The following is a 23,184-nucleotide window of genomic DNA, read 5'->3' as shown; positions in this document are numbered from 1 at the left end:
AGTACAAGCGCGTTTATGCTGGGCTTATAGGATGAGAAAACCTGTACCCTCGGCTTTTCAAAAAAGATCAGCCTAAAGGTTCGCAAAGTAAAACCACTTCGCATGTGCATCAGACTGGTCTTACTGGTTTTCCAGTTCTTCCTTGCTGACAAGAGCAACTAAAGCGTTTACAGCCTGTTCCGCGTCCGATCCGTCAGCACTTATGGAAATTTCTGTACCTGAGCTAATCGCCAAGCTCATAATACCCATAATGGATTTCGCATTAACCTTCTTATCGTCCTTCTCCACGAATACCTCAGAGGAGAATTTATTCGCTTCTTGAACGAACAGCGCTGCTGGTCTTGCATGAAGTCCCGTTCTCAGACGAACAACAACTGGAAGCTTTGTCATGGAATCATACCCCCTATATTTAATGAAGTCCTTATATGCGCGATGTGATGAAGAGTACCCTTGATATGACCACCAAGCAAAATACTTTTACATCTCATTATATCATTTTACGCCTAATTGCACTAGGTAAAACTTGCTCCGCTGCGTATTTTTTCAGCAAGTTCGTCTATTTTGCGAAGTCTGTGATTGACCCCGGATTTGCTTACTTTCCCCTTCAGCATCTCTCCGACCTCGGTCAGGTTGGAATCCGGGTGAAGCAGTCGAACCTCCGCCACTTCCTTCAGCTTATCGGGCAGATTTTCAAGCCCGATTTCCTTCTGCAGCAGCTTTATATTGTCGATTTGCCGAACAGCGGCGCCTATCGTCTTATTCAGGTTGGCCGTCTCGCAATTGACAATCCGATTAACGGAGTTGCGCATATCGCGCATAATCCGAACATCCTCGAACTTGAATAGTGCCTGATGCGCTCCGATGATGTTCAGAAGCTCGATAATTTTCTCGCCTTCCTTAATGTAGAAGATGAAGCCCTTCTTCCGCTCAATGCACCTTGCGTTCAGCTTGAAGCTGTTCGCCAAGTCCACAAGCGCCTCGCAATGCTCCTGATACATCGAAGCAATCTCCAGATGGTAGGAGGAGCCTTCGGGATTATTCACCGAGCCTCCCGCCAGGAAGGCTCCGCGCAGGTAGGAACGCTTGCAGCAGGACTTGCGGATGATGCCCCGGTCAATAGAGGGATTGAAGTTGAAGCCTTCAGAGACGATCTTAAGCTCGCTCAGCACCTCCTGCACCTTGGTGGGCATCCGCACGATATACACATTGTTTTTTTTCAGGCGCATCTTCTTGCGGACAAGCAGCTCTACGTGCACATCGAAGTGCTTCTTGATTAAGGAATAGATTCTTCGGGCAATAGCGGCATTCTCGGTCGAGATGTCCAGAACGATCTTGCGGCTTGATAAACTGACTGAGCCGTTCATTCGGATAAGGGCGGCAAGTTCGGCCCTCTCGCAGCATCCGTCCGTCTCGATTAGCGTCAGTTCCTTCTTCGTTTGCGCCGCAAATGACATCGTTCATCACCTCTTTCGTAACATCCAGTTCTCCACAAGCTTGTAAATATGGTGGCTCAACCGCTCTGCATCATGACGCAGGAACGTCTGGAACAGTACAAGCCGGTCCGCAATCACCTTATAGCCCCGCTTGCTCACCTCATCCATGTCAAGGCGAACGGCTTTGGCTCCTTTCTCGGCGTAACGGTCTTCCACTTGCGGCGGTATATCACCATTGTTAACTATAACATAATCGAATAAATGATGACCAATATGCCGATACACAGCGTCCAAATGCTGACTTACCGTATAATTATCCGTCTCTCCCGGCTGCGTCATCACATTGCAGACGAACAGCTTCACCGCATTCGAAGCAACAATAGCTTGCGCCAGCTTAGGGACGATCAGATTGGGCATTATGCTGGTATAAAGACTGCCGGGACCGATTAATATCGCGTCCGCACTCTCCAGAGCTTCCACCGCTTCCGGCAGCGGCTCCACATCATGCGGCTCCAGGAATACTCTTGCAATTCTGCCGCCGGCCTTCGGAATCATGGATTCTCCCGTAATAATCGTCCCGTCCTCCATCTCCGCGCTCAGCACGATGGCGCGATCCGCTGCAGGCAGCACACGGCCTCGCACCGCAAGCACCTGACTCAACTGACGTACCCCGGTCACGAAGTCGCCGGAGATGTCCGTCATCGCGGCCACTATCAGATTGCCGAGGCTGTGGCCTACCAATCCAGTCCCGTTATTGAACCGGTAATTCAGTACCTCTGCCAGGAGCGGCTCCGTATCGGCCAGTGCCATCAGTACGTTGCGGATATCGCCCGGCGGCGGGATTTGCAATTCATTGCGCAAGATGCCGGAACTTCCCCCGTCATCCGCGACTGTCACGATCGCTGTAATATCCAGAGGCTTCTCCTTCAATCCGCGCAGCATGACGGACAGTCCCGTACCGCCGCCGATGACGACGATTTTGGGACGCCTGATCACTTTCTGTATCGTCTGCATGCTCTCCCCCCGTCAATGCTTGTCGCGCTGGGAGTCGCGATGGCTGACGCGCACCGTCTCCGTATCGCTGCTGCCAAGCATTCTCCCCAAGTATTCGGCAATCGCAACGGATCGGTGCTTGCCTCCTGTGCAGCCGATTCCGATGACAACCTGACTCTTGCCTTCCTTGCGGTACAGCGGGATCAAGTATTGGAGCATATCCAGAAGCTTCGTCAGAAATTGCTGTGTCTCCGGCCACTTCATCACGTAGTCATATACATCGGGGTGCTGTCCTGTATTGGGCCGCAAGTTTTCCACATAATGCGGGTTAGGGAGAAATCGCACATCGAATATCAGATCAGCATCGATCGGAATGCCGTATTTGAAGCCGAAGGATGTTACATTGACGGACAATGTGCTTTGTTCCACGCTGGTGAATTGAGCAATAATGCGTTCCTTCAGGTTTTGCGGCTTCAGCCCGCTCGTATCGATCACGAGAGAAGCCGAACCCTTCAAATCCTCGAGAAGTCTCCGCTCCGCATGAATGCCCTCAAGCGGCAATCCGTCGGGTGCAAGCGGATGGCGGCGGCGGCTTTCCTTATACCGCTGAACCAGCACTTCATCCTTGGCATCCAGGAACAATATTTCAAGATTGATCGTATGATGGTCATTCATATAAGCCAGCGATTCCGACAGCGCAGTGAAGAACTCCCGTCCGCGCAAGTCGATGACAAGAGCTACCTTCCCTATTTTGCCGTTCGACTGCTCAATTAATTCCGCGAACTTCGGAATCAGCACCGGCGGCAAATTATCAACGCAGAAAAATCCGAGATCCTCCAGGCTTTGGACAGCAATCGTCTTGCCCGCACCCGACATACCCGTAATAATGACAAGCTTCGATAAGGTTGCTGTCGTCTCCATGAGTCTCCACACCTACTATCCTCTTAGAATAAGACCCGCTGCACCTACGACACCAGCATTGTTGCCGAGCGTTGCCGGCACGATAGTGACGCCTTCCTTCGCTTGATCAAGCGTATACTTCTCGAACACTTCACGAATTTGGTCGAATAGGAAATCTCCGGCTTTGGATACCCCTCCGCCTACGATGAAGCATTTTGGATTGAGCGCAATAGCCATCATGGACATCGATTTGCCCAGATAGAATGCAGCCCGGCTAATAATCCGGTTCGCCACTTCGTCGCCTGCCTTGGCGGCGTCCATCACGTCCTTGGCCATAATCTCATCCACCTCCGCCAGCGTCGTACGATCGCCGCGCTCTACTGCATCCTTGGCCATGCGAATAATACCCGTTGCGGAAGATACCGTCTCCAGACAGCCCATCTTGCCGCAGCCGCATTGGATCGCTTCCAGATCCGGCACGATAGCGATATGCCCCAGCTCGCCCGCCATGCTGGCGAAGCCTTCTACGATTCGACCGTCGATGATGATGCCGCCGCCGACGCCGGTTCCCAGCGTATAGCATACGCAATGGTCTACGCCGCGACCCGCGCCTGCCCAAGCCTCGCCCAGTGCCGCTACGTTGGCGTCATTGTTGACTTTGATCGTCTTCTGCAGCTCCTGCTCCAGGTAGCCCTTCAAGTCTGCGTCTCGAAGTCCGAGATTCGCCGAATACTTGACATAGCCTCTCGGAATGTCCAGGAATCCCGCGATGCCCACGCCGACGCCATCCACCTGCTCCCAGGCATATGGTGATTCTTCCACGATCATTCTCGCATATTTTGCAATGTTATGAAGGACGGCATCCTGACCCTTGTTCACCTCTGTTGACCCTTCGAAAGTGTGAAGCAGTTGTCCCTCCGCATCGCATATGCCGACCTTGACCGTCGTTCCGCCGACATCAACGCCTACGTAAATCTTCTCAGACATCCAATAGCCACCTCATCCATATATAAAGTTCTTCTATGTTCCAACTATAAGCGTTGTTCCAACTCTGGTCAAGCGCAGTGGCAATCGCCCGAGAAGGGCGCAGCAGCCAGCTATTTCGCACTCTGCTGTCTCTATCGATCCCGCTTCCACGGCGGTAAATGAAGAAGCTGCACCCTAGAGCGTCTACTCGTCAGATGCAGCCTCGTTGTCTCTCCGCCAGTCTTGCATATTTCCAGGAAATAGGACGATCAGCCGTTTAGACGGACTGGCTCCAATCGTGCGTCATGCTTCCTTCCAGGAACCGCTCGCAGTCCAGTGCCGCCATGCATCCGCTGCCCGCGGCAGTGATCGCCTGGCGATACTTGTTGTCCTGCACGTCTCCGCAGGCGAATACGCCTGGCACATTGGTCTCCGAGGTACCCGGCTTGACCTTAATGTAGCCCTGCTCGTCGGTATCCACTTGACCGTCCAGGAATTTCGTATTCGGCGTATGTCCGATCGCGACGAACATGCCGTCGGTTTCGATCACTTCCTCTTCGCCGCTCTCGTTATTGCGCACCTTAAGTCCCGTTACGCCCATTCCTGTCGCAACCACTTCCACCGGCGTACGATTCAGACTCCAGCTGATTTTCTCATTGGCGCGAGCGCGGTCCTGCATAATCTTGGATGCACGCAGTTCATCGCGACGATGCACCAACTCTACATTGGTAGCGAATTTCGTCAGGAAGTTCGCTTCCTCCATCGCGGAATCCCCGCCTCCGACAACGATGATGCGCTTGCCGCGGAAGAAGAAGCCGTCGCAGGTTGCGCAAGTGCTGACGCCCTTGCCGACATTGTCCTTCTCACCCGGAATGCCCAGATACTTCGCGGAAGCGCCTGTCGAGATAATAAGGCTTTCGCCGACGATCTCGCCCTTGCCCTCCACTTGCAGCTTGAACGGACGCTCCGACAGATCGACGCTGTTCACCCATCCCGTCATGAAGGTCGCGCCGAAGCGTTCCGCTTGCTTGCGCATATTCGCCATCAGATCTGGTCCCATAATGCCGTCCGGAAAGCCCGGGAAGTTCTCTACGTCGGTCGTTGTCGTCAGCTGGCCGCCCGGTTCGGGACCTTCGATAATAAGCGGATTCATATTCGCACGGGCCAGATAGATGGCAGCTGTCAGCCCTGCAGGCCCCGTGCCGATAATAATGGATTGGTACATCCCCTTCACCTCTTCGCAGTTTACGCTAGTCTTCCGTATTCGTATCATGCCCGGAGAATACGGAGCTGATTGATTTCATTTTCTCCTTGATGCCGCACACTTCATCGATGAGCTTCACGTGCTTGCTTACTGTAGAGATGGATACGCTGTATCGTACCGACACCTCATGATAGGATATCGTCCTGCGATGCATCTTGGCGGTCAAATATTCCAGCGCAGCCGCCCAGCCTTCCGACTTCGCCAGCTTCGGTACGCCAGGATACACACGGGACAGAAACTCCACCCATAATGTCATCATATCATGCTGTTGCACCAGATCATAATGCTTCGCCATCCGGCTGAGCGCCTCCTGCGCCACGGCTTCCCACTTGTCATGCCACACCGGCAGACGCGAAGGCATCCTGTTGCTCTCAATGATGAGCTCCTTCCCTTCCAGGACAGCCTTCAGACTTCCCCGAACCCCCATATTGCGAAGCACGAAGATCGCGATACGCTTCAAGTAGTCGTCTTCCTCCGGCTCCATCAGGAAGGAGCTTAACGCTTCCTTCACTTCGTTGTCCGCGATCATGCCGAACGCCTGTATGACCTGCAGCTTCGTGTGCTGATCTCCGTGCCGCAGCGCCCAGAAGAAGGAAGAACGAACTAACGGATCACGCTTCAAGTAATCCGGTATGCCCGAGGAAGACTTCTCCCACAGCTTGAGCTGCTCCTCGAACGGCAAGTGGTAGTGATAGCTAAGGGGAGCTGTCGTCCCTCCCTCCTGCCTCTCCTTCAATTGGGACATATAATAGAGCGGAATGCTGGAGCCGGGGTCCAGCTTCATCGTCTGCTTCCACAGCCGCTCAGCCTCCTGCAGCCTGCCGATGTTGCATGCGGCAACCGCAGTATAGTGATACAAGCAGGGGTCTTGAGGTGACGCTCCCTCCTTCACCAAGCGGCTGAAGTGCCCGTAAGCGGACTGATGCTCGCCTAGAATGCCCATCGTTGTCGCCAGCTTGAACACATGCTCCTGATGGAATGGCACCGTCTTCTTCAGCTGCTCGACTAACGGATCAAGGCTGTCTCTGTCGCTCTCATGCTGATAGAAGATCGCCAGATTGCATAGCGCATGCAGATTGCCGGCTTCGTAGCTCAGTACGTCCGCAATCGTAGTCTTCGCTTTATCGAACAACCCCATATAATAATAAGCCAGCGCAAGATTGTTGCGGGCCGCGAGAAATTCCGGCTGCTTCTGCAATATATCCTCCAGAATACGGACCGCCTCCGCGAATTTCCCTTCCTCCAGCAGCGCTCTGGCCCCGTCATGCTCCACCATGCCCTCACGGGATTTGATGTTCGTCACCGGAGTAGGCCGTTCCAGCTCGTAACGAAGCAGCTCCATCATCTCTTCCGCTTCATCCAGGTATTGGCCGTCCGCATCCTCCTGCAGATATTGAATCAGGGAACGCTCCGCCGACTCGAACAGATCCATGTTGGCGTAATTGTTCGCCATGTAGAAGTGGCACTCCGTCATCGTGGGGTCCAGCTCCGTCACAATCCAGCTTAATATGTTGTTGGACTCCTCATAGTTTCCAAGCTCTGACAGAATGCCGGCCATATTGCAATGATTGACCGGATTGTCAGGTTCATATTCGACCGCGCGCCGAAAGTACTTCAGTGCCTTGTCATAGTGGAATCGATCCAGCGAACGAACAGCCCGCTCAAAGAAAAACGTAGCATCCCATTGTATCGGTATGATTTTTGTCTGCCCGCCAGCTGCGACACGCTCCTTCCCTTTCATGGGCAAGGCACCTCCTTTGACCGTTTGTTTTTTCGATTATACCATAGCCGGGACCCCGCATCCTATCATAATATGCAGGAAATCGCGGATAGCCGTAAGGCCATCCGCGATCTCATCCGTGCAGTGCTATTTGGCTGTCGACCTATACGCCTTTGTTCTTGAACAGTGTACTGATAGAGCCGCCGTCCAAGATGATACGGGACGCTTCCGCAAGCAGCGGAGCAACGGACAGGATCGTGAAGCGGTCCGGCCTGTTGTCCGGCAGCGTAATAGAATCCGTAACGATAACTTCCTTAATATTGGGATGATCCAAACGCTCGATGGCATTGCCGGAGAATAGCGGATGCGTCGCGCAGACGTATACATCCTCCGCACCGCGTTCCTTCAAGCCTTCAACGACATTGACAATGGTGCTTCCCGTATCGATCAAGTCCTCGATAATGATAGGCGTCTGCCCTTCCACATCACCGATTACGTGCGTGATGGAAGACTCATTGTGCGCCGGGCGCTTCTTGATCATGATGGCGAATGAAGTATCCAGATAGTTGGCGAGCTTCTCGGCAGTCGAAGCGCGTCCGGCGTCCGGCGATACAACGACAGGATTCTTGATGTTCTTGGCTTTCAGGTAATCGCTGATCAAGTCCAGCGCCGTCATATGATCCACCGGAATGTTGAAGAAGCCTTGAATAGCCGGCGCATGCAGATCGATCGTCAGCACGCGGGTCGCTCCCACGGTCGTCAGCACATCCGCCAGCATCTTCGCCGAGATCGGCTCGCGCGGCGCCGCCTTGCGCTCCTGGCGGGCGTAGCCGTAATAAGGCATAATGATGTTGATCGTCCGGGCGGATGCCCGCTTGGCCGCATCAATCATGACGAGCAATTCGACAAAATGCTCGTTGACGGGATGTGAGAACGATTGCACGAGAAAGACGTCGCAGTTCCGTATCGTTTCTTCGTAGTGGACATAAATTTCGCCGCTCTTGAAACGGGACAGCTTGATAGCACCTAAAGTCAATCCCATTTCCTCGCTAATTTTTTGAGCCAGTACCGGATTTGAGGAACCCGAGAAAATACGCACCTTGTCGCTTAACATGATACCCTCCTGAGCGTTTCAACCAAATAATTTATTGCTGCAATCACAACACTTACTCGTCCTATTATACATTGATTTATTAAGATTTCAAAAAAAAATGCTACGATTTTTCGACAAGTACAAATTCATGCTGATTCATACCGTTTTTAGCGCATTTTATTCGTCGTTGGCTGGCCAAAGCGCCCCTTCAGCACAGCCATGATCTCATCCAGCGGCAAGCCGCGCTCGCGCAGCAGCACCATGAGATGGAACAGCAGGTCGCCGGCTTCGTTGCGAAGCTCCTCGTTATCCCCGTTTTTGGCAGCGATAATGACTTCGGCCGCTTCCTCTCCCACCTTCTTCAAAATTTTGTCGACGCCCTTCTCGAACAGATACGTCGTGTAGGCGCCTTCGGGACGCTCCGCATAGCGTTCCGCAATAATCCGTTCCAACTCCCCGATGATCTCGAACCGTTCGCCTTCCGTCCGTTGCGCTTCCTCCCTCGCCTCGGCCCCGGGAAGCTCTACTCCCTGATAGAAGCAGCTGTACCGCCCCGTATGACATGCCGGCCCTTGCTGTCTGACGCGCAGCAGCAATGCATCGGCATCGCAATCGTAAGCCATCGTCTCAATTCGCTGCAGGTTCCCGCTCGTCGCTCCCTTGTTCCACAGCTCACCGCGCGACCTGCTCCAGAACCAGGTATAACCCGTCTCGATCGACTTCTGCAGCGATTCCTTGTTCATGTAAGCCAGCATCAGCACTTCCTTGCTGACAGCATCCTGCACGACAGCAGGCGCCAGCCCTTCGGCATTCCACTTGATCTCTTCACTCAGAGTCTTCTCCGTCATCTCACCTCTACCCCTTTCTTACGCAAGTCGTCCTTAACCTCGCGAATCGTCATTTCTTTATAATGGAAAATCGTCGCAGCCAGAGCGGCATCCGCTTCCGCGTCCCGGAACACCTCATGGAAGTGCTCGATCTTCCCGGCGCCGCCCGAAGCGATGACGGGAATGCCCACCGAGCGGGACACCTCGCCGGTCAACTTCACATCGAAGCCGTCCTTCGTACCGTCCGCATCCATGCTCGTCAGCAGAATTTCTCCTGCCCCCATCGCTTCCACATCCCGCGCCCATTGCAGAGCTTTGATACCGGCAGGCTGTCTGCCGCCATGCGTATAGACTTCCCATTCGCCCCACTCCGGATTAAATTTGGCGTCGATCGCGACGACAATGCATTGCGAGCCGAACCGTCGCGCTCCATCCGATACCAGCGACGGATTCTTCACCGCCGCCGTATTGATGCCGATCTTGTCGGCCCCCGCCCGCAGCAGCCGCTTCATGTCGTCGACATGGGAGATGCCGCCGCCTACCGTGAATGGAATTGTAATCTCGCCGGCCGTCCGCTGTACCACTTCAATCATCGTCGCGCGTCCTTCGACGGATGCCGATATGTCCAGGAATACCAGTTCATCCGCACCTTCGCGGTCGTAGGTGGCTGCCAGTTCGACGGGGTCTCCGGCATCGCGCAAGTTGACGAAGTTAACGCCCTTTACTACTCTTCCGTCCTTCACATCCAGACATGGAATAATCCGTTTAGCCAGCATGCGGCTGCTCCCCTTTCTCCGTTAACGTCAAAAAGTTGTTCAGCAGCGCCATGCCGAGCTCCCCGCTCTTCTCGGGATGAAACTGCATGCCGAACAGTCGCTCTCGGCCGACAATGGCCGTTACGTCTCCGGCATAATCGGTCGTAGCCAGCAGATCGCTCTCTTGCGCAGGGAGCACGTGATAGGAATGCACGAAGTACACATGCCCTTCCTTAAGATTCCGGAAGAGCGGCGAATCCGGCTGCTTGAACGTCAGCGTATTCCAGCCCATATGCGGCACCTTGAAGTCCCCGTTGAACTTGACGACTTTGCCCGGCAGCAGATTCAGACCTTCGTGACTGCCGTACTCCTCGCTTTCGCTGAACAGCAGCTGCATCCCCAGGCAGATGCCGAGCATCGGCTTGCCCGAAGCTGCGTAGAACTTCACCACTTCATCCAGCCCCGTCTGACGCAGATTCTGCATCGCGTCGCCGAACGCTCCCACTCCCGGCAATATGGCGCCGTCCGCCTCCAGTATGCGTTCCGGCTCCGAGGTGACGACAGCTTCGTAGCCCAGCCGCTCTACCGCTTTGCCGACGCTGTGCAGATTGCCCATACCGTAATCGATAATCGCAATCACGCTAGAGCACTCCCTTCGTGGATGGCACCCCTTGCACGCGCGGATCGATCATCGTCGCCTCGTCCAGCGCGCGGCCCAGCGCCTTGAACACCGCTTCAATCATATGATGCGTATTGTGCCCATAGTGAACAATGACATGAAGCGTAATGCGCGCTTCCAGCGCCAGCTTCCACAAGAATTCATGAACCAGCTCCGTAGAGAAGCTGCCAACCTGCGAGGAAGGATATTCCGCGCGGTACTCGAAGTGAGGACGGTTGCTGACGTCGATGATGACTTGGGCAAGCGCCTCGTCCATCGGAACGAATACGCTGGCGTAGCGCTTGATGCCCTTCTTGTCGCCTAGCGCTTCACGCAACGTCTGTCCGAGACAGATGCCGATGTCCTCTACGGTGTGATGATCGTCGATCTCAATATCGCCCTTGGCGTTCACATCCAGATTGAACTGCCCGTGCTTGGCGAAGAGGTCCAGCATGTGGTTCAGGAAAGGCACATCTGTCTCCAGCTTCGTCTCCCCGCTGCCATCCACCGCGAACGTCAGCTTAATATCCGTCTCATTCGTCGTCCGTGTGATGGACGCTTCTCTTACCTTTTTGTCTGCCATCGTATTCAGCCCTTCTTTCCTCTATTTAAAATGTGTCTATCGGCCTTCCTTCTCCAGCCGAATCTCTATCGCTCTCGCATGCCCCTCCAGCCCTTCGTGGCGGGCAAGCGTCATGATTTTGTCGCCGCTCTCCATCAACGCTTGCTTGCTGTAATAGATCAGGCTCGACTTCTTCAAGAAGTCGTCCACATTCACCGGCGATGAGAAGCGCGCCGTACCGTTGGTGGGAATGATGTGGTTAGGTCCCGCGAAGTAATCCCCGACCGGCTCTGAGCTATACGGCCCCAGGAAGATGGCACCGGCATTCTCGATATGTCCCAGCAAGCTCATGGGATCGTCCGTCAGCACCTCCAGATGCTCCGGCGCCAGCTGATTGACGACGTCTATGCCGGCAAGCAGATCGTTCACGAGCAGCACCGCACCGTAGGCGTCGATCGACTGCCGCGCAATGTCCTGCCTCGGCAGCGTAGCCAGCTGCCGCTCCAGCTCGGCCGCGACGGCTTCCGCCAGCGGCTCCGAAGGCGTAACGAGCACGGCTGACGCCATCTCATCATGCTCCGCTTGCGACAGCAGGTCGGCGGCAATATAAGAAGCGTCCGCATTCCCGTCCGCGAGCACGACGATCTCGCTGGGCCCCGCGATGCTGTCGATATCCACCGCGCCGAATACGGCGCGCTTCGCCAGCGCGACATAAATATTGCCCGGGCCGCATATTTTGTCCACGGGGGCAATGCTCTCCGTGCCATAGGCGAGTGCCGCTATAGCCTGCGCACCCCCGACCCGGTACATCTCCTTCACGCCCGCTTCCGCGGCTGCGACCAGAATATACGGGTCGATGCCCGCCTTGCCGCCCGTCGCCGGCGGCGTCACCATCACGATCTCCGGCACCCCGGCCACCTGTGCCGGAATAACGTTCATCAGCACGGACGAGGGATACGCCGCTTTGCCGCCGGGCACATAGACGCCCACCCGCTTCAGCGGGCGCATGATCTGGCCCAGCATCGTCCCGTCCGGCTGCAGATCCATCCACGAGTTCCGCAGCTGCTTCTCGTGGAACCGCCGTATGTTCACAGCAGCCTCCCGAATCGCTGTGAGGAATGCGGCGTCGACTACCTCATACGCCGCTGCAATCTCCTCCTGCGTCACGCGCAGCTCAGTCGCCGTCAGTTGCATGCCGTCGTGCTGCTCCGTATAGCGCAGCAGTGCCGCATCCCCTTCCGCCTTGACGTCTCCGACGATACGCAAGGCTGATTCATTCTGCTCCGGTGTACCGTACTCTACCTCGCGCTTCAGCCCGAATTGCTCCGCACGCATAATGCGCATAAGCTCCGCCTCCCTCTTCCTATCCATCTATTGTACTTAACCGGACGAGCCGCCACCCGCTTATGTGTTGATCGCTTCACGCTCTGTTCCATCGTCCTGTCCCATTAGCCAGCCTAATGATTCATCCCGTTAACGTTCCGCCATCCCGCTTTCAGCGACGGTCGCCCGCTCTTAATGCGCCCCGGCCGCAATCGTCGCCTGCAGCATGTCGCACAGACTCTGAATACGCTCGTTCTTCATCCGGTAGCTCACTCTGTTGGCGATTAGCCGGCTTGTTATCTCGAAGATCGAAGCCTGCTCCACGAGCCCGTTCTCCCGCAGCGTCTGTCCCGTCTCCACCATATCCACGATACGATCCGCCAGACCGATTAGCGGAGCAAGCTCGATGGAACCGTTCAGCTTGATAACCTCCACCTGCTGCCCTTGCTCGCGGAAGTACGCGGAAGCCACGTTAGGATACTTCGTTGCCACGCGCGGATGGATGGTCGGCTTCCAGTCCGGCATACCTATGACCGACATGCGGCACTTCGCAATACCCAGATCCAGCAGCTCATACACGTCCTTATTCTCCTCCATCAGCACATCCTTGCCCACTATGCCGATATCCGCCACACCGTACTCCACATAAGTCGGCACATCGACCGGCTTCGCCATAATGAATTCCATATCCATCTCAGGCAACTCGATGATCAGCTTCCTCGTATCGTCGAAGTCGCTCGGTATCGGCAGCCCCGCTTCGCGGAACAGCTTGGAGGCTTGCTTGTAGATGCGCCCCTTCGGCATCGCAACCTTCAATATATCCTTCTGCCCGTTATTGCTCATTGCCCGCTTCCTCCTTCCGCACCGTCATTGCCGTACACAAGCACACGGGTATAGTCCGTACCCCTGTTGCCATTCGCGGCAGACTCATCCTGCAGCAACAGCTGCGCTTCCACCCGTTCCGTCACTGCGCTCACACCCGACCGTCTCAGTTCCTGCGCCTTGGCCAGCGCCGCGGCTCTTCCCTCTGCTGTATACCGGACAAGAACGCGCTCTTGCTGCTCTTCCCGCTCCGCGCCAAGCAGTTCCAGTATCCGCGTCGTCTTCAGTGCGAAGCCGGTAGCGGCCGCCGGGCGGCCGAATTGCTCCAGCAGATTGTCATAACGTCCGCCGCTGACGACGGGGAATCCAAGATCCGCCGCGTACCCTTCGAAGGTCATGCCTGTATAATAAGAGAAGTCGCCGATCATCGTCAGATCAATCAGCACATGCTCGCTGACGCCGTATGCCTTCAGCACTTCCCATATATCGCATAGATGGGCGATAGACTTGCGCGCCGTTGCATTGACGCTAAGCTGAAGCGCTGCATCGCATATTTCCCCGCCGCCGCGCAGCCTCAGAATATCCTCCAGCTCCTGCTGTACATGCGCTTGCAGGCGAAGCCCCTTCAAATAGTCACGGTAGCCGACATAATCTCGGCTGAGCAAGCATTCCTTCAGCTGCTCCTGCGCCGCACGGTCACTCGGCAGCGCCTCCTCCAGCAATCCGTTCAGGAAGCCGACATGACCGATCGCAATCTTGAACCGGTCTACGCCTGCCGCCTTGAGTGAAGCAATCGCCAGCGCCACCACTTCAGCGTCCGCTTCCGGGGAAGGGTCGCCTACCAGTTCCACACCCGTCTGGAAGAACTCCGCCACTCTGCCCGCTTCCTCTTCGATCGCTCTGAATACGTTGGAATGGTACGACAAGCGCACCGGGAACATCTTATCCTTCAGCAGCGACGCGACTACGCGCGCGATAGGGGCCGTCATATCCGAACGCAGCACCAACGTCGTTCCCCGCTTGTTCAGCAGCTTGAACAGCTTCTGATCGGAGGTGGAGCTGGCTACGCCTACTGTATCGTAATATTCCATCGTAGGCGTAATAATTTGCTCGTACCCCCACGCTGACATGCAGTCCAGCACATTTCTCTCGATGTTGCGCAATTGCCTGACCGCTTCAGGCAAATAGTCTTTAACGCCTGTCGGCTTCTCGAACACCTTTGGTTTAGACATCATCTTGCCCCCTGATATTTACTTTACTATATTAAAGCGATAATATGCTACCTTGCTAATAAAATAAAGTGATTAGTCGATATCGTAGCATGATTGCCCCTTCCCGTCAAGCTGCCCCACCATGCTATGCTTCACCTTGTTTGCAGCGTTGTCTTCCCGAATTGCCATGACACTCTCGCCTCCACTGCCGGAAATATCGCACCAAACAAAAAAGGACTCCTTCGAGCAAGCCTGTCCCCAAATACGGGAACCGCCTCCCTCATACCGGAATCCCCTCACCTCCGCCGCTTCCCCTCTTGATGTCGTTAATCTCTTATATCCTTAATGACCTTCATCGGATTGCCTCCTACCAACGTATAGGACGGCACATCCTTATGTATGAGCGACCCCGCCGATACCACCGCATGATCGCCGATCGTAACGCCGGGAAGAATCGTCGTGTTGGCTCCGATCATGACATGATCGCCGATGACGACATCGCCAAGTCTGTATTCCTTCGTCAAATATTCATGCGTCAAAATCGTCGTATTATAGCCGATAATGCTATTGCGTCCAACCGTTATCCGTTCGGGGAAGAACACATCCACCATTACCATGAGTGCGAACGCCGTATGTTCTCCCACCTTCATCCCCAGCACACGGCGATATATCCAGTTTTTCAAAGGCAAGGAAGGACAATAGCGCGCTGCCTGAATAAAAATGAAATTGCGCACGCCCTTCCATCTGCTGACTGTAGAATACAGCTGCCAGAGCGCATTAGGGCCTTCTACCGGATAACGCTCAACGTTCCTCAAGCGGCTCCCGCTCCAATCCCGCGAAAGCATACAGCTCCCGCATATCATCAATGACATAATCGGCGCCGGCCTTCCGCAGCGCTTCGGCCCCCTTCAGCGACCAGGCTACGCCTACGGCCGTTACCCCGGCAGCCTTCGCCGAAGCCATATCCACGACGCTGTCCCCGACCATAATCGTACTCGCGGGGTCTGCCTTCAGCAGCTCCATTCCCCGCTGTACCGGCTCCGGATGTGGCTTGGGATTCGTCACATCGTCTATTGTCACGATTGCGTCGACATCGTCGTAGATGCCTACGAACTTCAGACCTCGTTCCGTCGTCAGCCTCATCTTCGTCGTGACGACGCCCATGGCAATTCCTTCCCCATGCAGTCTATCCAGCACTTCATTGACGTGCGCGAACGGCTTGACCAGCTCATCGTGCAGCCGCAAATTGACTTCGCGATAAGCCGCCACCAGATGCGTTACGTCCTCCAGTCCGGAGAAACGCTTCATCTGGTCGCCTAGCGGCTCCCCCATGGAAGGGATAATGTCGTCCCGGCAGAAGCCTTCCGGCACCGTACCTTTGAGCGATTCCAGGAACGATCTGATAATCAGCTCGTTCGTATCCAATATCGTGCCGTCCAGGTCGAACAGCATCGTGCGTACAGCATTCATTTGTTCAGCTACCTCCAGTCGTCGTGTCTTGTCCGTATGCTGCTTTACGGGTTGCTCGTATCTCGCTTATGATCCCCATCATCCGTCATCGTATCGGACTCGCCGCCGCTCTCCTTCATCTCCTCACGACTGTCAGCCGGCGCATCCGCTACCCGCTCCGGCTTCGTGGATACGATAGGATCGGAGTAGTGGGTGCTAGCGGCTCCAGTCACTCTGCGCACAATGATGAAGATGATGGAAGCGACGATCAGACCGACAGCTACCAATTGCGAGATGCGAATATTGCCGTAAGCCGGGTCCAGATAGCCCTTGTCGAACACCAGATTCATAGGCGCCCACAGACTGTTCATAATCGAAGCGAGCCATCCCGGTCCCATGAAGGCCAGACTGTCAATGCGCAGTGCCTCGATGAAGAAGCGACCGATGGAGTACCAGATCAGATATGTAGCCATCAACTCGCCTGTACGCAGGAACTTCTGACGACGCAATACGAACAGCACCACCAGACCGACCAGGCTCCAGAGAGATTCATACAGAAATGCGGGATGGCGGAACGCGCCTTCCTGAATTGCTTGATCCACGATAAACATCTGATCCACGATGAAATTGGGCAAGTTCAGCGTCTCGCGCAGGAACGATTCCTCGACGGGCCCGCCGTACGCTTCCTGATTCATGAAGTTGCCCCAGCGTCCAATCATTTGACCGGCGAGCAGAGAAGGCGCGCATATGTCCACAATGCGCCAGAAGCTGTAACCCTTGTATCGGGAGTAGAAGATGCCTGCCAGGAATGCACCTATTATGGCACCGTATATCGCAATGCCGCCCTCCCATATTTTGAATATGTCCATGGGATTGTCCTTGTACTCATCCCACATAAACGCCACATAATAAATTCTGGCCCCGATAATAGCGGTTGGCGCTCCAATGAGCAGCAGGTCCATGAAGAAGTCGGGCTTAATGCCGAACCGCTTCCCTTCCTGCACCGCAAGCAGCAGCCCCACAAGCGCTGCCGCTCCCAAGATAAAGCCGTACCATCTTACCTCAATAGAGCCAATCGTGAATATAACCGGATCCAACGCCAACGTTTGCATATGCCCGACCTACTCCTCTTCCTATTATTAGAATAATGTAGCCCATTGTGCTTGCACGGCCTATCAATCGTAATCGTCGATGTCGTCCGATATCGTCTCTGTCAGCTTGTTCGTGAATTGCAGCGCGGCATTGTAGCCCATCCGCTTCAGCCGGAAGTTCATTGCTGCAACTTCAATGATGACGGCCAGGTTGCGGCCCGGACGAACGGGAATGGTCACCAATGGAACATCGGTATCGATAATTCGCGTCGTCTCTTCATCCAGCCCCAGCCGATCATACTGCTTGTCCTGCTGCCAACTCTCCAGCTTGATGACGAGCCCGATACGCTTCTGCGTACGAACCGCACCTGCACCGAACAGCGTCATGACGTTAATAATGCCAAGTCCTCTGATCTCCAGCAGATGGCGAATAAGCTCCGGAGCCGTGCCGAACAATTGACCGTCGGAAGTCTGCCTAATCTCGACGGCATCATCCGCTACTAGGCGGTGACTTCGCTTCACAAGCTCCAGCGCCGTCTCGCTCTTGCCAATGCCGCTGCCGCCCGTAATGAGCATACCTACCCCATAGACATCTACCAGCACGCCGTGAATCGTTGCCGTCGGCGCCAGCTTGCGTTCCAGGAAGTCCGTTATGCGGCTGGACAATATCGTGGTTGCCACACTGCTTCGCAATACCGGGACATTCGTCTCATTAGACTGCTCCAGCAGCTCCTTCGGCGCTTCCAATCCGCGGGTCAAGATGATGCATGGCGTTTCTTCGTGACATAATCTAACCATGCGGTTCCTTCGCTCCTCGCTGTCCAGCATGCTGAGGAATGAGATTTCCGTTCTTCCAAGCAACTGTACCCGTTCGCTGGGATGATAATGGAAGTAACCGGCCATCTCCAGTCCCGGGCGATATAAGTCGTCGACGGTTATGCTGCGTTTTAACCCGTCCTCACCGGACAGAATCTCGAGTTGGAAATGCCGGACGAGCTCGGATACTTTTACTTTCTTCGGCATAATGTTGTGAAGCCTCCTTCATATAAAACCGCAATCCAGGCGGGACAAGTCTTTTTTCCCAATGTCTTCATCGTAATGCAAAAAAGCGCCGAACGCAACGTTTCGCATTCCGGCGCCTCTTTTTATTTGATTTCGACCTTCATGTCATCGAGAGCATATCCCGGATATTGCTCGATCTGAAATGTAATCGGCTGTTCATAAGGCTTCTTGGCCATTTTATAGGTTATATGCTGACTTCCTTCGTAGAAAGAACCTTCCCGCACACCTGTATCCAAAAGCTATGCAAAAAAGAAGCCCCCGGAATAACCGAAGACTTCCTTCTTATTATAGTAGATTAGTTCTCGAAAATGTTCAGCTCGGACTCTTTGTCGAACAGGTGAGCCTTGTTCATATCAAGAGCAAGCTTCACGCTAGCGCCGTCGCGCAGACCGGAACGTCCGTCTACACGAGCGATAACTGTGTCGGAACCGATACCGTTCAAGTACAGGTACATTTCATGACCAAGGTTCTCCGCTACCTCTACGTTCGCGTTTACGATCGTTTTCGGAGATGCCTCCAGGAATACCGGCTCTTCATGAATGTCCTCAGGACGTACGCCCAATACGACTTCTTTGCCAATATAGCCTTTGGAACGGATAACGCCAGCTTTGCCCTCTGGTACGACAACGTTAACGCCAGCAGCCTTGAAGTACACTTCTCCGCCTTGCTCCGACAGGGTGCCGCTGATGAAGTTCATGGATGGAGCTCCGATGAATCCAGCAACGAAGATGTTTACAGGATGGTTGTAAAGCTCTTCCGGAGAAGCCGTCTGTTGAATGAAGCCGTCCTTCATAACAACGATACGGTCACCCATCGTCATAGCCTCGATCTGGTCATGCGTTACGTAGATTGTAGTCGTCTCAAGACGCTTAGTCAGCTTGCTGATCTCCGCGCGCATCTGGCCACGAAGCTTGGCATCCAAGTTGGAGAGAGGTTCGTCCATCAAGAATACTTGAGGCTCACGAACGATCGCACGACCGAGAGCGACACGCTGACGTTGACCGCCGGACAACGCCTTAGGCTTGCGATCCAGCAAATGCTCGATATCAAGAATTTTAGCAGCTTCACGAACACGCTTGTCGATGTCTGCTTTTTTGAATTTACGAAGTTTAAGACCGAATGCCATGTTTTGATACACGTTCATGTGCGGATACAGGGCATAGGATTGGAATACCATTGCAATATCGCGATCTTTAGGAGCAACATCGTTCACGAGGCGGTCGCCAATGAACAATTTACCTTCAGTGATTTCTTCAAGACCCGCAATCATACGCAGAGTTGTCGACTTACCGCAGCCGGATGGGCCAACCAGTACGAGGAACTCTTTGTCTTGGATGTCCAGATTAACATCAGTTACGGATGCTTTCTCTGCACCTGGGTATTTTTTGTAAATGCCTTCTAAACGTACGCCTGCCATGTTCAATTTCCCCCTAAAAAAGAAATTTCGATATGCATCTATCTTATCCCACACAAGGAATTATGACTATGCACATACTTTACAAAAAAATTAATGCCTTTTCGTAACTTTATACAATAGCAATATAATTTTCACTAATACGGCATCTCGGAACTGTCTAACGTCCAATCCCGTCTCCTGCTTCAGCTTGTCCAGCCTGTACAAGAGCGTATTGCGGTGAATGTAGAGCTTCTTGGCCGTCTCGCTGACATTGCAGTCCAATTGAAAGAAGGTCTCCAACGTTGCCAGCATCTCTGATTCCACGAACAGATCCGTTCTCTTCAGCGATTGCTCCAGATAACGGGTTCTGTGCTGCTCCGGAATAGCGTTAAGCAGACGTTCCAATTGCAGCATCCATGGCAGATGAATATTGGTTCCGATATGGAACTTGCGGCCCAGGTTAATCGTTTCTCTTAAGGTAATCGTCGTCTCCACTATCCCCTTCGAAGGTGAGACGGGATGCGTCACCGCCAGATGGCATTCGCCCAGCCATTCACTGGCGAGCATCTCGTGAAGGGCTGATACGATGGAAGCCAGACTTTCCTCCACGCTCTCGTCTTCACTAGATTCAACTGTGTCCTGCTCTTCATCTTTAAGAAGCGACATCGGCCCCCAGATGAGCCATTCCTGACTGGTAAGCGGAATGAGCAGAATATCTTCGGACATGAAGGAGCGAAGAAGCTTCTCCAACTCCTTGTACGCGGCTTGCTTCGCGCTATGCTGCTCCGTAATAAGCAGGAACGGAATCATTTCACGATAGAGACGAGTGCCCGTCATCAATTGCCCAGGCAGGGAGTATGCCGGCTCGCTTGTCTCCAGCTGTGTCAGTATCCAATCGCTTATTTTGCGTGCGTATCTTTCCGTATCAGACATATTTTTATCATATTGATCCTTCGGACTATCGGTCTTGGCAGCATGCTGCAGGGTCCAGCTGACAAGCTCCTTTTCCTTCAATGTAAGCGCAGCGGATTCCGTTTCCAGCACCGTTACCTTATCTTCCAACACATCCGCCGCGAACCATAATCTGTTCCCTTTCTCCAATCGCTGTCCGGCTGATATAGCTCCTGCCTGGCTATCCCCTATCCATGCAGCATCCGCATCGATCGAACGATCCTTCCACTCCGTAAGCGTCTTCACGACAATTTGTACAGGACAATTCAATATGTGCTGCAGTTGACCTAACCAGTCGTTTTTGCTCATTTTGTTTCCTCACTCCATGTCAAACGCTTTTGTTCGTCATTGTAACATATCGCCTGCAATAATTCACTTTTACGCTCAACCGCTTCACTTGGTTTGACCCATTATACATTTCATGGTAATCTACGAACGAATGAGAAAACATATCAAAGGAGAAACCATCATGTCCAATATCGTGATTATATCAGGCAGTCCCAATGCGACTTCCAGACTGAACGGCATGATTGATTATGTTCGCGAGCAGCTGGATAAGCTGGGACATTCGACAAGCACAATCACAGTCGTGACCTTACCGGCTGACGACCTGATTCATTCCCGTTTCGGCAGTGCCGCTATCGTAGAGGCCAACAGACTGGTTGAAGAAGCCGCTGGTGTCATCATTGCAAGCCCGGTCTATAAAGCTTCCTATACAGGTGTCTTGAAAACTTATTTGGATCTACTGCCACAGAAAGGGTTAGAAGGCAAAGTAATCGCTCCCTTGTTCATAGGAGGCACGCTGGCTCATCTTCTGTCCATTGATTATTCGCTCAAGCCGGTTTTGTCATCCATGGGAGCAAGACATTTCGTTCGAGGGGTATATGCGACCGATTCACAGATTGGCCGCAGCCAAGACGGTCATAATCGTACAATCTTCGAGTTAAACGAGGAAATTGCAGACCGGCTGCAATCGACTGTGGAGGAGCTTATTGCCGAGCTGCGACTAAGAAGCCAGCAATAATGGATACGAGTATAACGTCTGGGAGGAAATAACTGCTGGCGTGCAGTTATTTCCTCCCCTCAGCATAAAATAACCCCACAAAGTGGGGCTCTATTTCGAAGCTTACTGGGATACTTTGCGGAGACCCCGGAACTTATAAATTATAATAATGTGAGAAAACCTCGATCGAGGCCTTTCGAAGATGGGCGACCGCGTTCAGAGGTAGGTTTTATCGCCAAATAGAATTCTATTTCCCGCTAATCCGGAAACTTATAAATTCTACTGTGGGAAGAAAAACGCCTAGCGGCGTCCTTCATACATATTCCCAAAATCCAAGTGAGGTTACATCGCTAACAGCTATCATTCGCCCACTTTCCTACCTCTAACCGAAGTTACATCGCTTACAATCCACGATTCGCCCACTTTCCACTCTCCAGCCGAGGTCACATCGACTGCAGCCTCATAACCAGCCACTTCCCTACCTCCAACCGAGGTTATATCGCTTACAGCTCATACGGAGCTGGAGGCTGCTTAGTTGGATTTCGAGTAGTTATTATTGTAAAAATCCCCAACCCATATCCTACAAGTGGAAAATGTACAGTTAAATCAGACATTATCACACTAAAACTCGTCCCTCGGACAAATTAATAGCACAAAATCCAGTTCATTTGTCATAAGTGGAAGTATTTCGATAAATGAATGACATGAAATACAGTTAAATTAACCTCACCAGCTTCATACTCCATCCAATTCAAGCGCAACGGTTACCGCCGTCCTTTGGCGGCATTAGCTTACGCTTCGCGATAAAGTATTGGCGCATCAGTATAAGAGTGCAACTTTTGCTTTTCTATACGTAAAAAAAGAGAAGCAGCGCTTCTCCATATCATTATTATTCACCTGAGTAAAACTGGTGAGCCATGAAGGACTCGAACCTTCGACACCCTGATTAAAAGTCAGGTGCTCTACCAACTGAGCTAATGGCTCGTGAGAGAATGGTGGAGGATGATGGATTTGAACCACCGAACCCGAAGGAAGAGATTTACAGTCTCCCGCGTTTGGCCACTTCGCTAATCCTCCATAGGATATCTTACGTCTGCCATTAGCAGAAATAAGTGGTGGCTCGGGACGGAATCGAACCGCCGACACGAGGATTTTCAGTCCTCTGCTCTACCAACTGAGCTACCGAGCCATGCATTCTTATGAGTGCGATTCCCGGAAGCCAAGACAGACCACTTCAAAGGAACTCTTCACTATATTTAAGGTATACTGGCGGAGCTGACGGGATTCGAACCCGCGGTCTCCTGCGTGACAGGCAGGCATGTTAGGCCTCTACACCACAGCTCCACAGATATATAATGTCGCGTCTTTTCTGATGCAATCTTGAGAAGAATGACATCGAAAAACGCATGGTGGAGGATGACGGGATCGAACCGCCGACCCTCTGCTTGTAAGGCAGATGCTCTCCCAGCTGAGCTAATCCTCCATATGGTAGCGGCGGAGGGGATCGAACCCCCGACCTCACGGGTATGAACCGTACGCTCTAGCCAGCTGAGCTACGCCGCCATGCTTGTCCGATGGACAAGTTCAAATCAGGTAATGACATCGCCAAATGCCATGTACAAAGCCTCTGTTCCTGTAGCGCTCGTCTACATTCACGTCTTCATTGCACCCTGAAAACTGGATACGAAAGTGCTGCTTTAGCTGT

General features: G+C 53.3%; 22 protein-coding genes and 6 tRNA genes. 1 reads left to right on the top strand and 27 read right to left on the bottom strand.

Translation table 11 applies throughout. The features are described from left to right. Positions 1–120: 120 nt before the first annotated feature. From M6D81_RS27000 to M6D81_RS26900, 21 genes are all read right to left on the bottom strand, one after another. Positions 121–390 carry an HPr family phosphocarrier protein gene (locus tag M6D81_RS27000; RefSeq protein ID WP_262680290.1) on the bottom strand — a complete coding sequence of 90 codons (270 nt, stop codon included), beginning with the start codon at positions 388–390 and terminating at the stop codon, positions 121–123. Positions 391–512: 122 nt separating this feature from the next. Then, on the bottom strand, positions 513–1,454 hold the full coding sequence (gene whiA / locus M6D81_RS26995) for a DNA-binding protein WhiA (RefSeq protein ID WP_262680289.1): 942 nt from the start codon (positions 1,452–1,454) through the stop codon (positions 513–515). 6 nt (positions 1,455–1,460) lie between these two features. Next, on the bottom strand, positions 1,461–2,447 hold the full coding sequence (locus M6D81_RS26990) for a gluconeogenesis factor YvcK family protein (protein WP_262680287.1): 987 nt from the start codon (positions 2,445–2,447) through the stop codon (positions 1,461–1,463). 12 nt (positions 2,448–2,459) lie between these two features. Beyond that, positions 2,460–3,347, bottom strand: coding sequence for an RNase adapter RapZ (gene rapZ / locus M6D81_RS26985; RefSeq protein ID WP_262680285.1), 888 nt, complete (start codon positions 3,345–3,347; stop codon positions 2,460–2,462). Between the two features lie 15 nt (positions 3,348–3,362). Beyond that, positions 3,363–4,313 (bottom strand): ROK family glucokinase, encoded by a 951-nt coding sequence (locus M6D81_RS26980; protein WP_262680284.1) that lies wholly within the window; start codon positions 4,311–4,313, stop codon positions 3,363–3,365. A gap of 256 nt (positions 4,314–4,569) precedes the next feature. Next, complete coding sequence (gene trxB / locus M6D81_RS26975) at positions 4,570–5,517, bottom strand: thioredoxin-disulfide reductase (protein ID WP_262680283.1); 948 nt, start codon at positions 5,515–5,517, stop codon at positions 4,570–4,572. A gap of 25 nt (positions 5,518–5,542) precedes the next feature. Beyond that, positions 5,543–7,297, bottom strand: coding sequence for a tetratricopeptide repeat protein (locus tag M6D81_RS26970; RefSeq protein WP_262680282.1), 1,755 nt, complete (start codon positions 7,295–7,297; stop codon positions 5,543–5,545). A 142-nt stretch (positions 7,298–7,439) separates the two neighbouring features. Beyond that, positions 7,440–8,390 carry a ribose-phosphate diphosphokinase gene (locus M6D81_RS26965; protein ID WP_262680281.1) on the bottom strand — a complete coding sequence of 317 codons (951 nt, stop codon included), beginning with the start codon at positions 8,388–8,390 and terminating at the stop codon, positions 7,440–7,442. A 146-nt stretch (positions 8,391–8,536) separates the two neighbouring features. Beyond that, complete coding sequence (gene hisIE, locus M6D81_RS26960) at positions 8,537–9,217, bottom strand: bifunctional phosphoribosyl-AMP cyclohydrolase/phosphoribosyl-ATP diphosphatase HisIE (protein WP_262680280.1); 681 nt, start codon at positions 9,215–9,217, stop codon at positions 8,537–8,539. Continuing rightward, entirely contained in the window at positions 9,214–9,972 is a 759-nt protein-coding gene (hisF, locus tag M6D81_RS26955) for an imidazole glycerol phosphate synthase subunit HisF (protein ID WP_262680279.1), read from the bottom strand. Before hisF ends, hisIE begins: the two co-directional genes overlap by 4 nt. Then, the gene (gene hisH / locus M6D81_RS26950; protein ID WP_262680278.1) at positions 9,962–10,591 is read right to left on the bottom strand and encodes an imidazole glycerol phosphate synthase subunit HisH; all 630 of its coding nucleotides are present in this window, start codon (positions 10,589–10,591) and stop codon (positions 9,962–9,964) included. Before hisH ends, hisF begins: the two co-directional genes overlap by 11 nt. A 1-nt stretch (position 10,592) precedes the next feature. Continuing rightward, the gene (gene hisB / locus M6D81_RS26945) at positions 10,593–11,192 is read right to left on the bottom strand and encodes an imidazoleglycerol-phosphate dehydratase HisB (RefSeq protein ID WP_262680277.1); all 600 of its coding nucleotides are present in this window, start codon (positions 11,190–11,192) and stop codon (positions 10,593–10,595) included. A gap of 36 nt (positions 11,193–11,228) precedes the next feature. Beyond that, complete coding sequence (hisD, locus tag M6D81_RS26940) at positions 11,229–12,515, bottom strand: histidinol dehydrogenase (RefSeq protein ID WP_262680276.1); 1,287 nt, start codon at positions 12,513–12,515, stop codon at positions 11,229–11,231. 171 nt (positions 12,516–12,686) lie between these two features. Further along, entirely contained in the window at positions 12,687–13,337 is a 651-nt protein-coding gene (hisG, locus tag M6D81_RS26935) for an ATP phosphoribosyltransferase (RefSeq protein ID WP_262680275.1), read from the bottom strand. After that, a complete protein-coding gene (locus tag M6D81_RS26930; protein WP_262680322.1) occupies positions 13,334–14,548 on the bottom strand; it encodes an ATP phosphoribosyltransferase regulatory subunit in 1,215 nt (404 codons plus the stop codon). Before M6D81_RS26930 ends, hisG begins: the two co-directional genes overlap by 4 nt. Before the next feature lie 305 nt (positions 14,549–14,853). Then, the gene (locus M6D81_RS26925; protein ID WP_262680274.1) at positions 14,854–15,342 is read right to left on the bottom strand and encodes an acyltransferase; all 489 of its coding nucleotides are present in this window, start codon (positions 15,340–15,342) and stop codon (positions 14,854–14,856) included. Next, on the bottom strand, positions 15,329–15,997 hold the full coding sequence (gene ppaX / locus M6D81_RS26920; protein WP_262680273.1) for a pyrophosphatase PpaX: 669 nt from the start codon (positions 15,995–15,997) through the stop codon (positions 15,329–15,331). Before ppaX ends, M6D81_RS26925 begins: the two co-directional genes overlap by 14 nt. A 44-nt stretch (positions 15,998–16,041) precedes the next feature. Then, positions 16,042–17,088: a prolipoprotein diacylglyceryl transferase gene (lgt, locus tag M6D81_RS26915; protein ID WP_262680272.1), complete on the bottom strand. Its 1,047-nt coding sequence runs from the start codon at positions 17,086–17,088 to the stop codon at positions 16,042–16,044. Between the two features lie 63 nt (positions 17,089–17,151). Beyond that, positions 17,152–18,090 (bottom strand): HPr(Ser) kinase/phosphatase, encoded by a 939-nt coding sequence (gene hprK, locus M6D81_RS26910; protein WP_262680271.1) that lies wholly within the window; start codon positions 18,088–18,090, stop codon positions 17,152–17,154. Between the two features lie 334 nt (positions 18,091–18,424). After that, positions 18,425–19,546, bottom strand: coding sequence for an ABC transporter ATP-binding protein (locus M6D81_RS26905; protein WP_262680270.1), 1,122 nt, complete (start codon positions 19,544–19,546; stop codon positions 18,425–18,427). A gap of 90 nt (positions 19,547–19,636) precedes the next feature. Further along, on the bottom strand, positions 19,637–20,785 hold the full coding sequence (locus M6D81_RS26900; protein ID WP_262680269.1) for a PucR family transcriptional regulator: 1,149 nt from the start codon (positions 20,783–20,785) through the stop codon (positions 19,637–19,639). Positions 20,786–20,945: 160 nt separating this feature from the next. Between M6D81_RS26900 and ssuE the strand changes: the two genes are divergently transcribed. Beyond that, the gene (gene ssuE, locus M6D81_RS26895) at positions 20,946–21,500 is read left to right on the top strand and encodes an NADPH-dependent FMN reductase (RefSeq protein WP_262680268.1); all 555 of its coding nucleotides are present in this window, start codon (positions 20,946–20,948) and stop codon (positions 21,498–21,500) included. Positions 21,501–22,387: 887 nt separating this feature from the next. Here ssuE and M6D81_RS26890 read toward each other — a convergent pair. The 6 genes from M6D81_RS26890 to M6D81_RS26865 form a co-directional block, all read right to left on the bottom strand. After that, a tRNA-Lys gene (locus M6D81_RS26890) sits at positions 22,388–22,463 on the bottom strand. Positions 22,464–22,472: 9 nt separating this feature from the next. Continuing rightward, positions 22,473–22,556, bottom strand: a tRNA-Tyr gene (locus tag M6D81_RS26885). Between the two features lie 36 nt (positions 22,557–22,592). Further along, positions 22,593–22,668, bottom strand: a tRNA-Phe gene (locus M6D81_RS26880). A 78-nt stretch (positions 22,669–22,746) separates the two neighbouring features. Continuing rightward, a tRNA-Asp gene (locus M6D81_RS26875) sits at positions 22,747–22,823 on the bottom strand. A gap of 63 nt (positions 22,824–22,886) precedes the next feature. Beyond that, positions 22,887–22,962 (bottom strand) — tRNA-Val (locus M6D81_RS26870). Positions 22,963–22,965: 3 nt separating this feature from the next. Next, positions 22,966–23,042: transfer RNA gene (locus tag M6D81_RS26865), tRNA-Met, on the bottom strand. Between the last annotated feature and the right edge of the window lie 142 nt (positions 23,043–23,184).

It is taken from the genome of Paenibacillus sp. J5C2022 (assembly GCF_025567625.1).
Lineage (GTDB): Bacteria > Bacillota > Bacilli > Paenibacillales > Paenibacillaceae > Pristimantibacillus.
The sequence above is the reverse complement of the archived record's forward strand: the minus strand, read 5'-3'. Positions and strand labels throughout refer to the sequence as shown.

Excerpts from the sequence above, each read along its gene's own strand:
- hisF (WP_262680279.1), bottom strand. The coding sequence starts at position 9,972 with ATGCTGGCTAAACGGATTATTCCATGTCTGGATGTGAAGGACGGAAGA.
- ssuE (WP_262680268.1), top strand. The coding sequence starts at position 20,946 with ATGTCCAATATCGTGATTATATCAGGCAGTCCCAATGCGACTTCCAGA.
- M6D81_RS26930 (WP_262680322.1), bottom strand. The coding sequence starts at position 14,548 with ATGTCTAAACCAAAGGTGTTCGAGAAGCCGACAGGCGTTAAAGACTAT.
- M6D81_RS26970 (WP_262680282.1), bottom strand. The coding sequence starts at position 7,297 with ATGAAAGGGAAGGAGCGTGTCGCAGCTGGCGGGCAGACAAAAATCATA.
- hisIE (WP_262680280.1), bottom strand. The coding sequence starts at position 9,217 with ATGACGGAGAAGACTCTGAGTGAAGAGATCAAGTGGAATGCCGAAGGG.
- hprK (WP_262680271.1), bottom strand. The coding sequence starts at position 18,090 with ATGCCGAAGAAAGTAAAAGTATCCGAGCTCGTCCGGCATTTCCAACTC.
- hisG (WP_262680275.1), bottom strand. The coding sequence starts at position 13,337 with ATGAGCAATAACGGGCAGAAGGATATATTGAAGGTTGCGATGCCGAAG.
- M6D81_RS26965 (WP_262680281.1), bottom strand. The coding sequence starts at position 8,390 with ATGTTAAGCGACAAGGTGCGTATTTTCTCGGGTTCCTCAAATCCGGTA.
- trxB (WP_262680283.1), bottom strand. The coding sequence starts at position 5,517 with ATGTACCAATCCATTATTATCGGCACGGGGCCTGCAGGGCTGACAGCT.
- rapZ (WP_262680285.1), bottom strand. The coding sequence starts at position 3,347 with ATGGAGACGACAGCAACCTTATCGAAGCTTGTCATTATTACGGGTATG.
- hisB (WP_262680277.1), bottom strand. The coding sequence starts at position 11,192 with ATGGCAGACAAAAAGGTAAGAGAAGCGTCCATCACACGGACGACGAAT.
- hisD (WP_262680276.1), bottom strand. The coding sequence starts at position 12,515 with ATGCGCATTATGCGTGCGGAGCAATTCGGGCTGAAGCGCGAGGTAGAG.
- whiA (WP_262680289.1), bottom strand. The coding sequence starts at position 1,454 with ATGTCATTTGCGGCGCAAACGAAGAAGGAACTGACGCTAATCGAGACG.
- lgt (WP_262680272.1), bottom strand. The coding sequence starts at position 17,088 with ATGCAAACGTTGGCGTTGGATCCGGTTATATTCACGATTGGCTCTATT.
- ppaX (WP_262680273.1), bottom strand. The coding sequence starts at position 15,997 with ATGAATGCTGTACGCACGATGCTGTTCGACCTGGACGGCACGATATTG.
- M6D81_RS26990 (WP_262680287.1), bottom strand. The coding sequence starts at position 2,447 with ATGCAGACGATACAGAAAGTGATCAGGCGTCCCAAAATCGTCGTCATC.
- M6D81_RS26980 (WP_262680284.1), bottom strand. The coding sequence starts at position 4,313 with ATGTCTGAGAAGATTTACGTAGGCGTTGATGTCGGCGGAACGACGGTC.
- M6D81_RS26905 (WP_262680270.1), bottom strand. The coding sequence starts at position 19,546 with ATGGCAGGCGTACGTTTAGAAGGCATTTACAAAAAATACCCAGGTGCA.
- M6D81_RS27000 (WP_262680290.1), bottom strand. The coding sequence starts at position 390 with ATGACAAAGCTTCCAGTTGTTGTTCGTCTGAGAACGGGACTTCATGCA.
- M6D81_RS26900 (WP_262680269.1), bottom strand. The coding sequence starts at position 20,785 with ATGAGCAAAAACGACTGGTTAGGTCAACTGCAGCACATATTGAATTGT.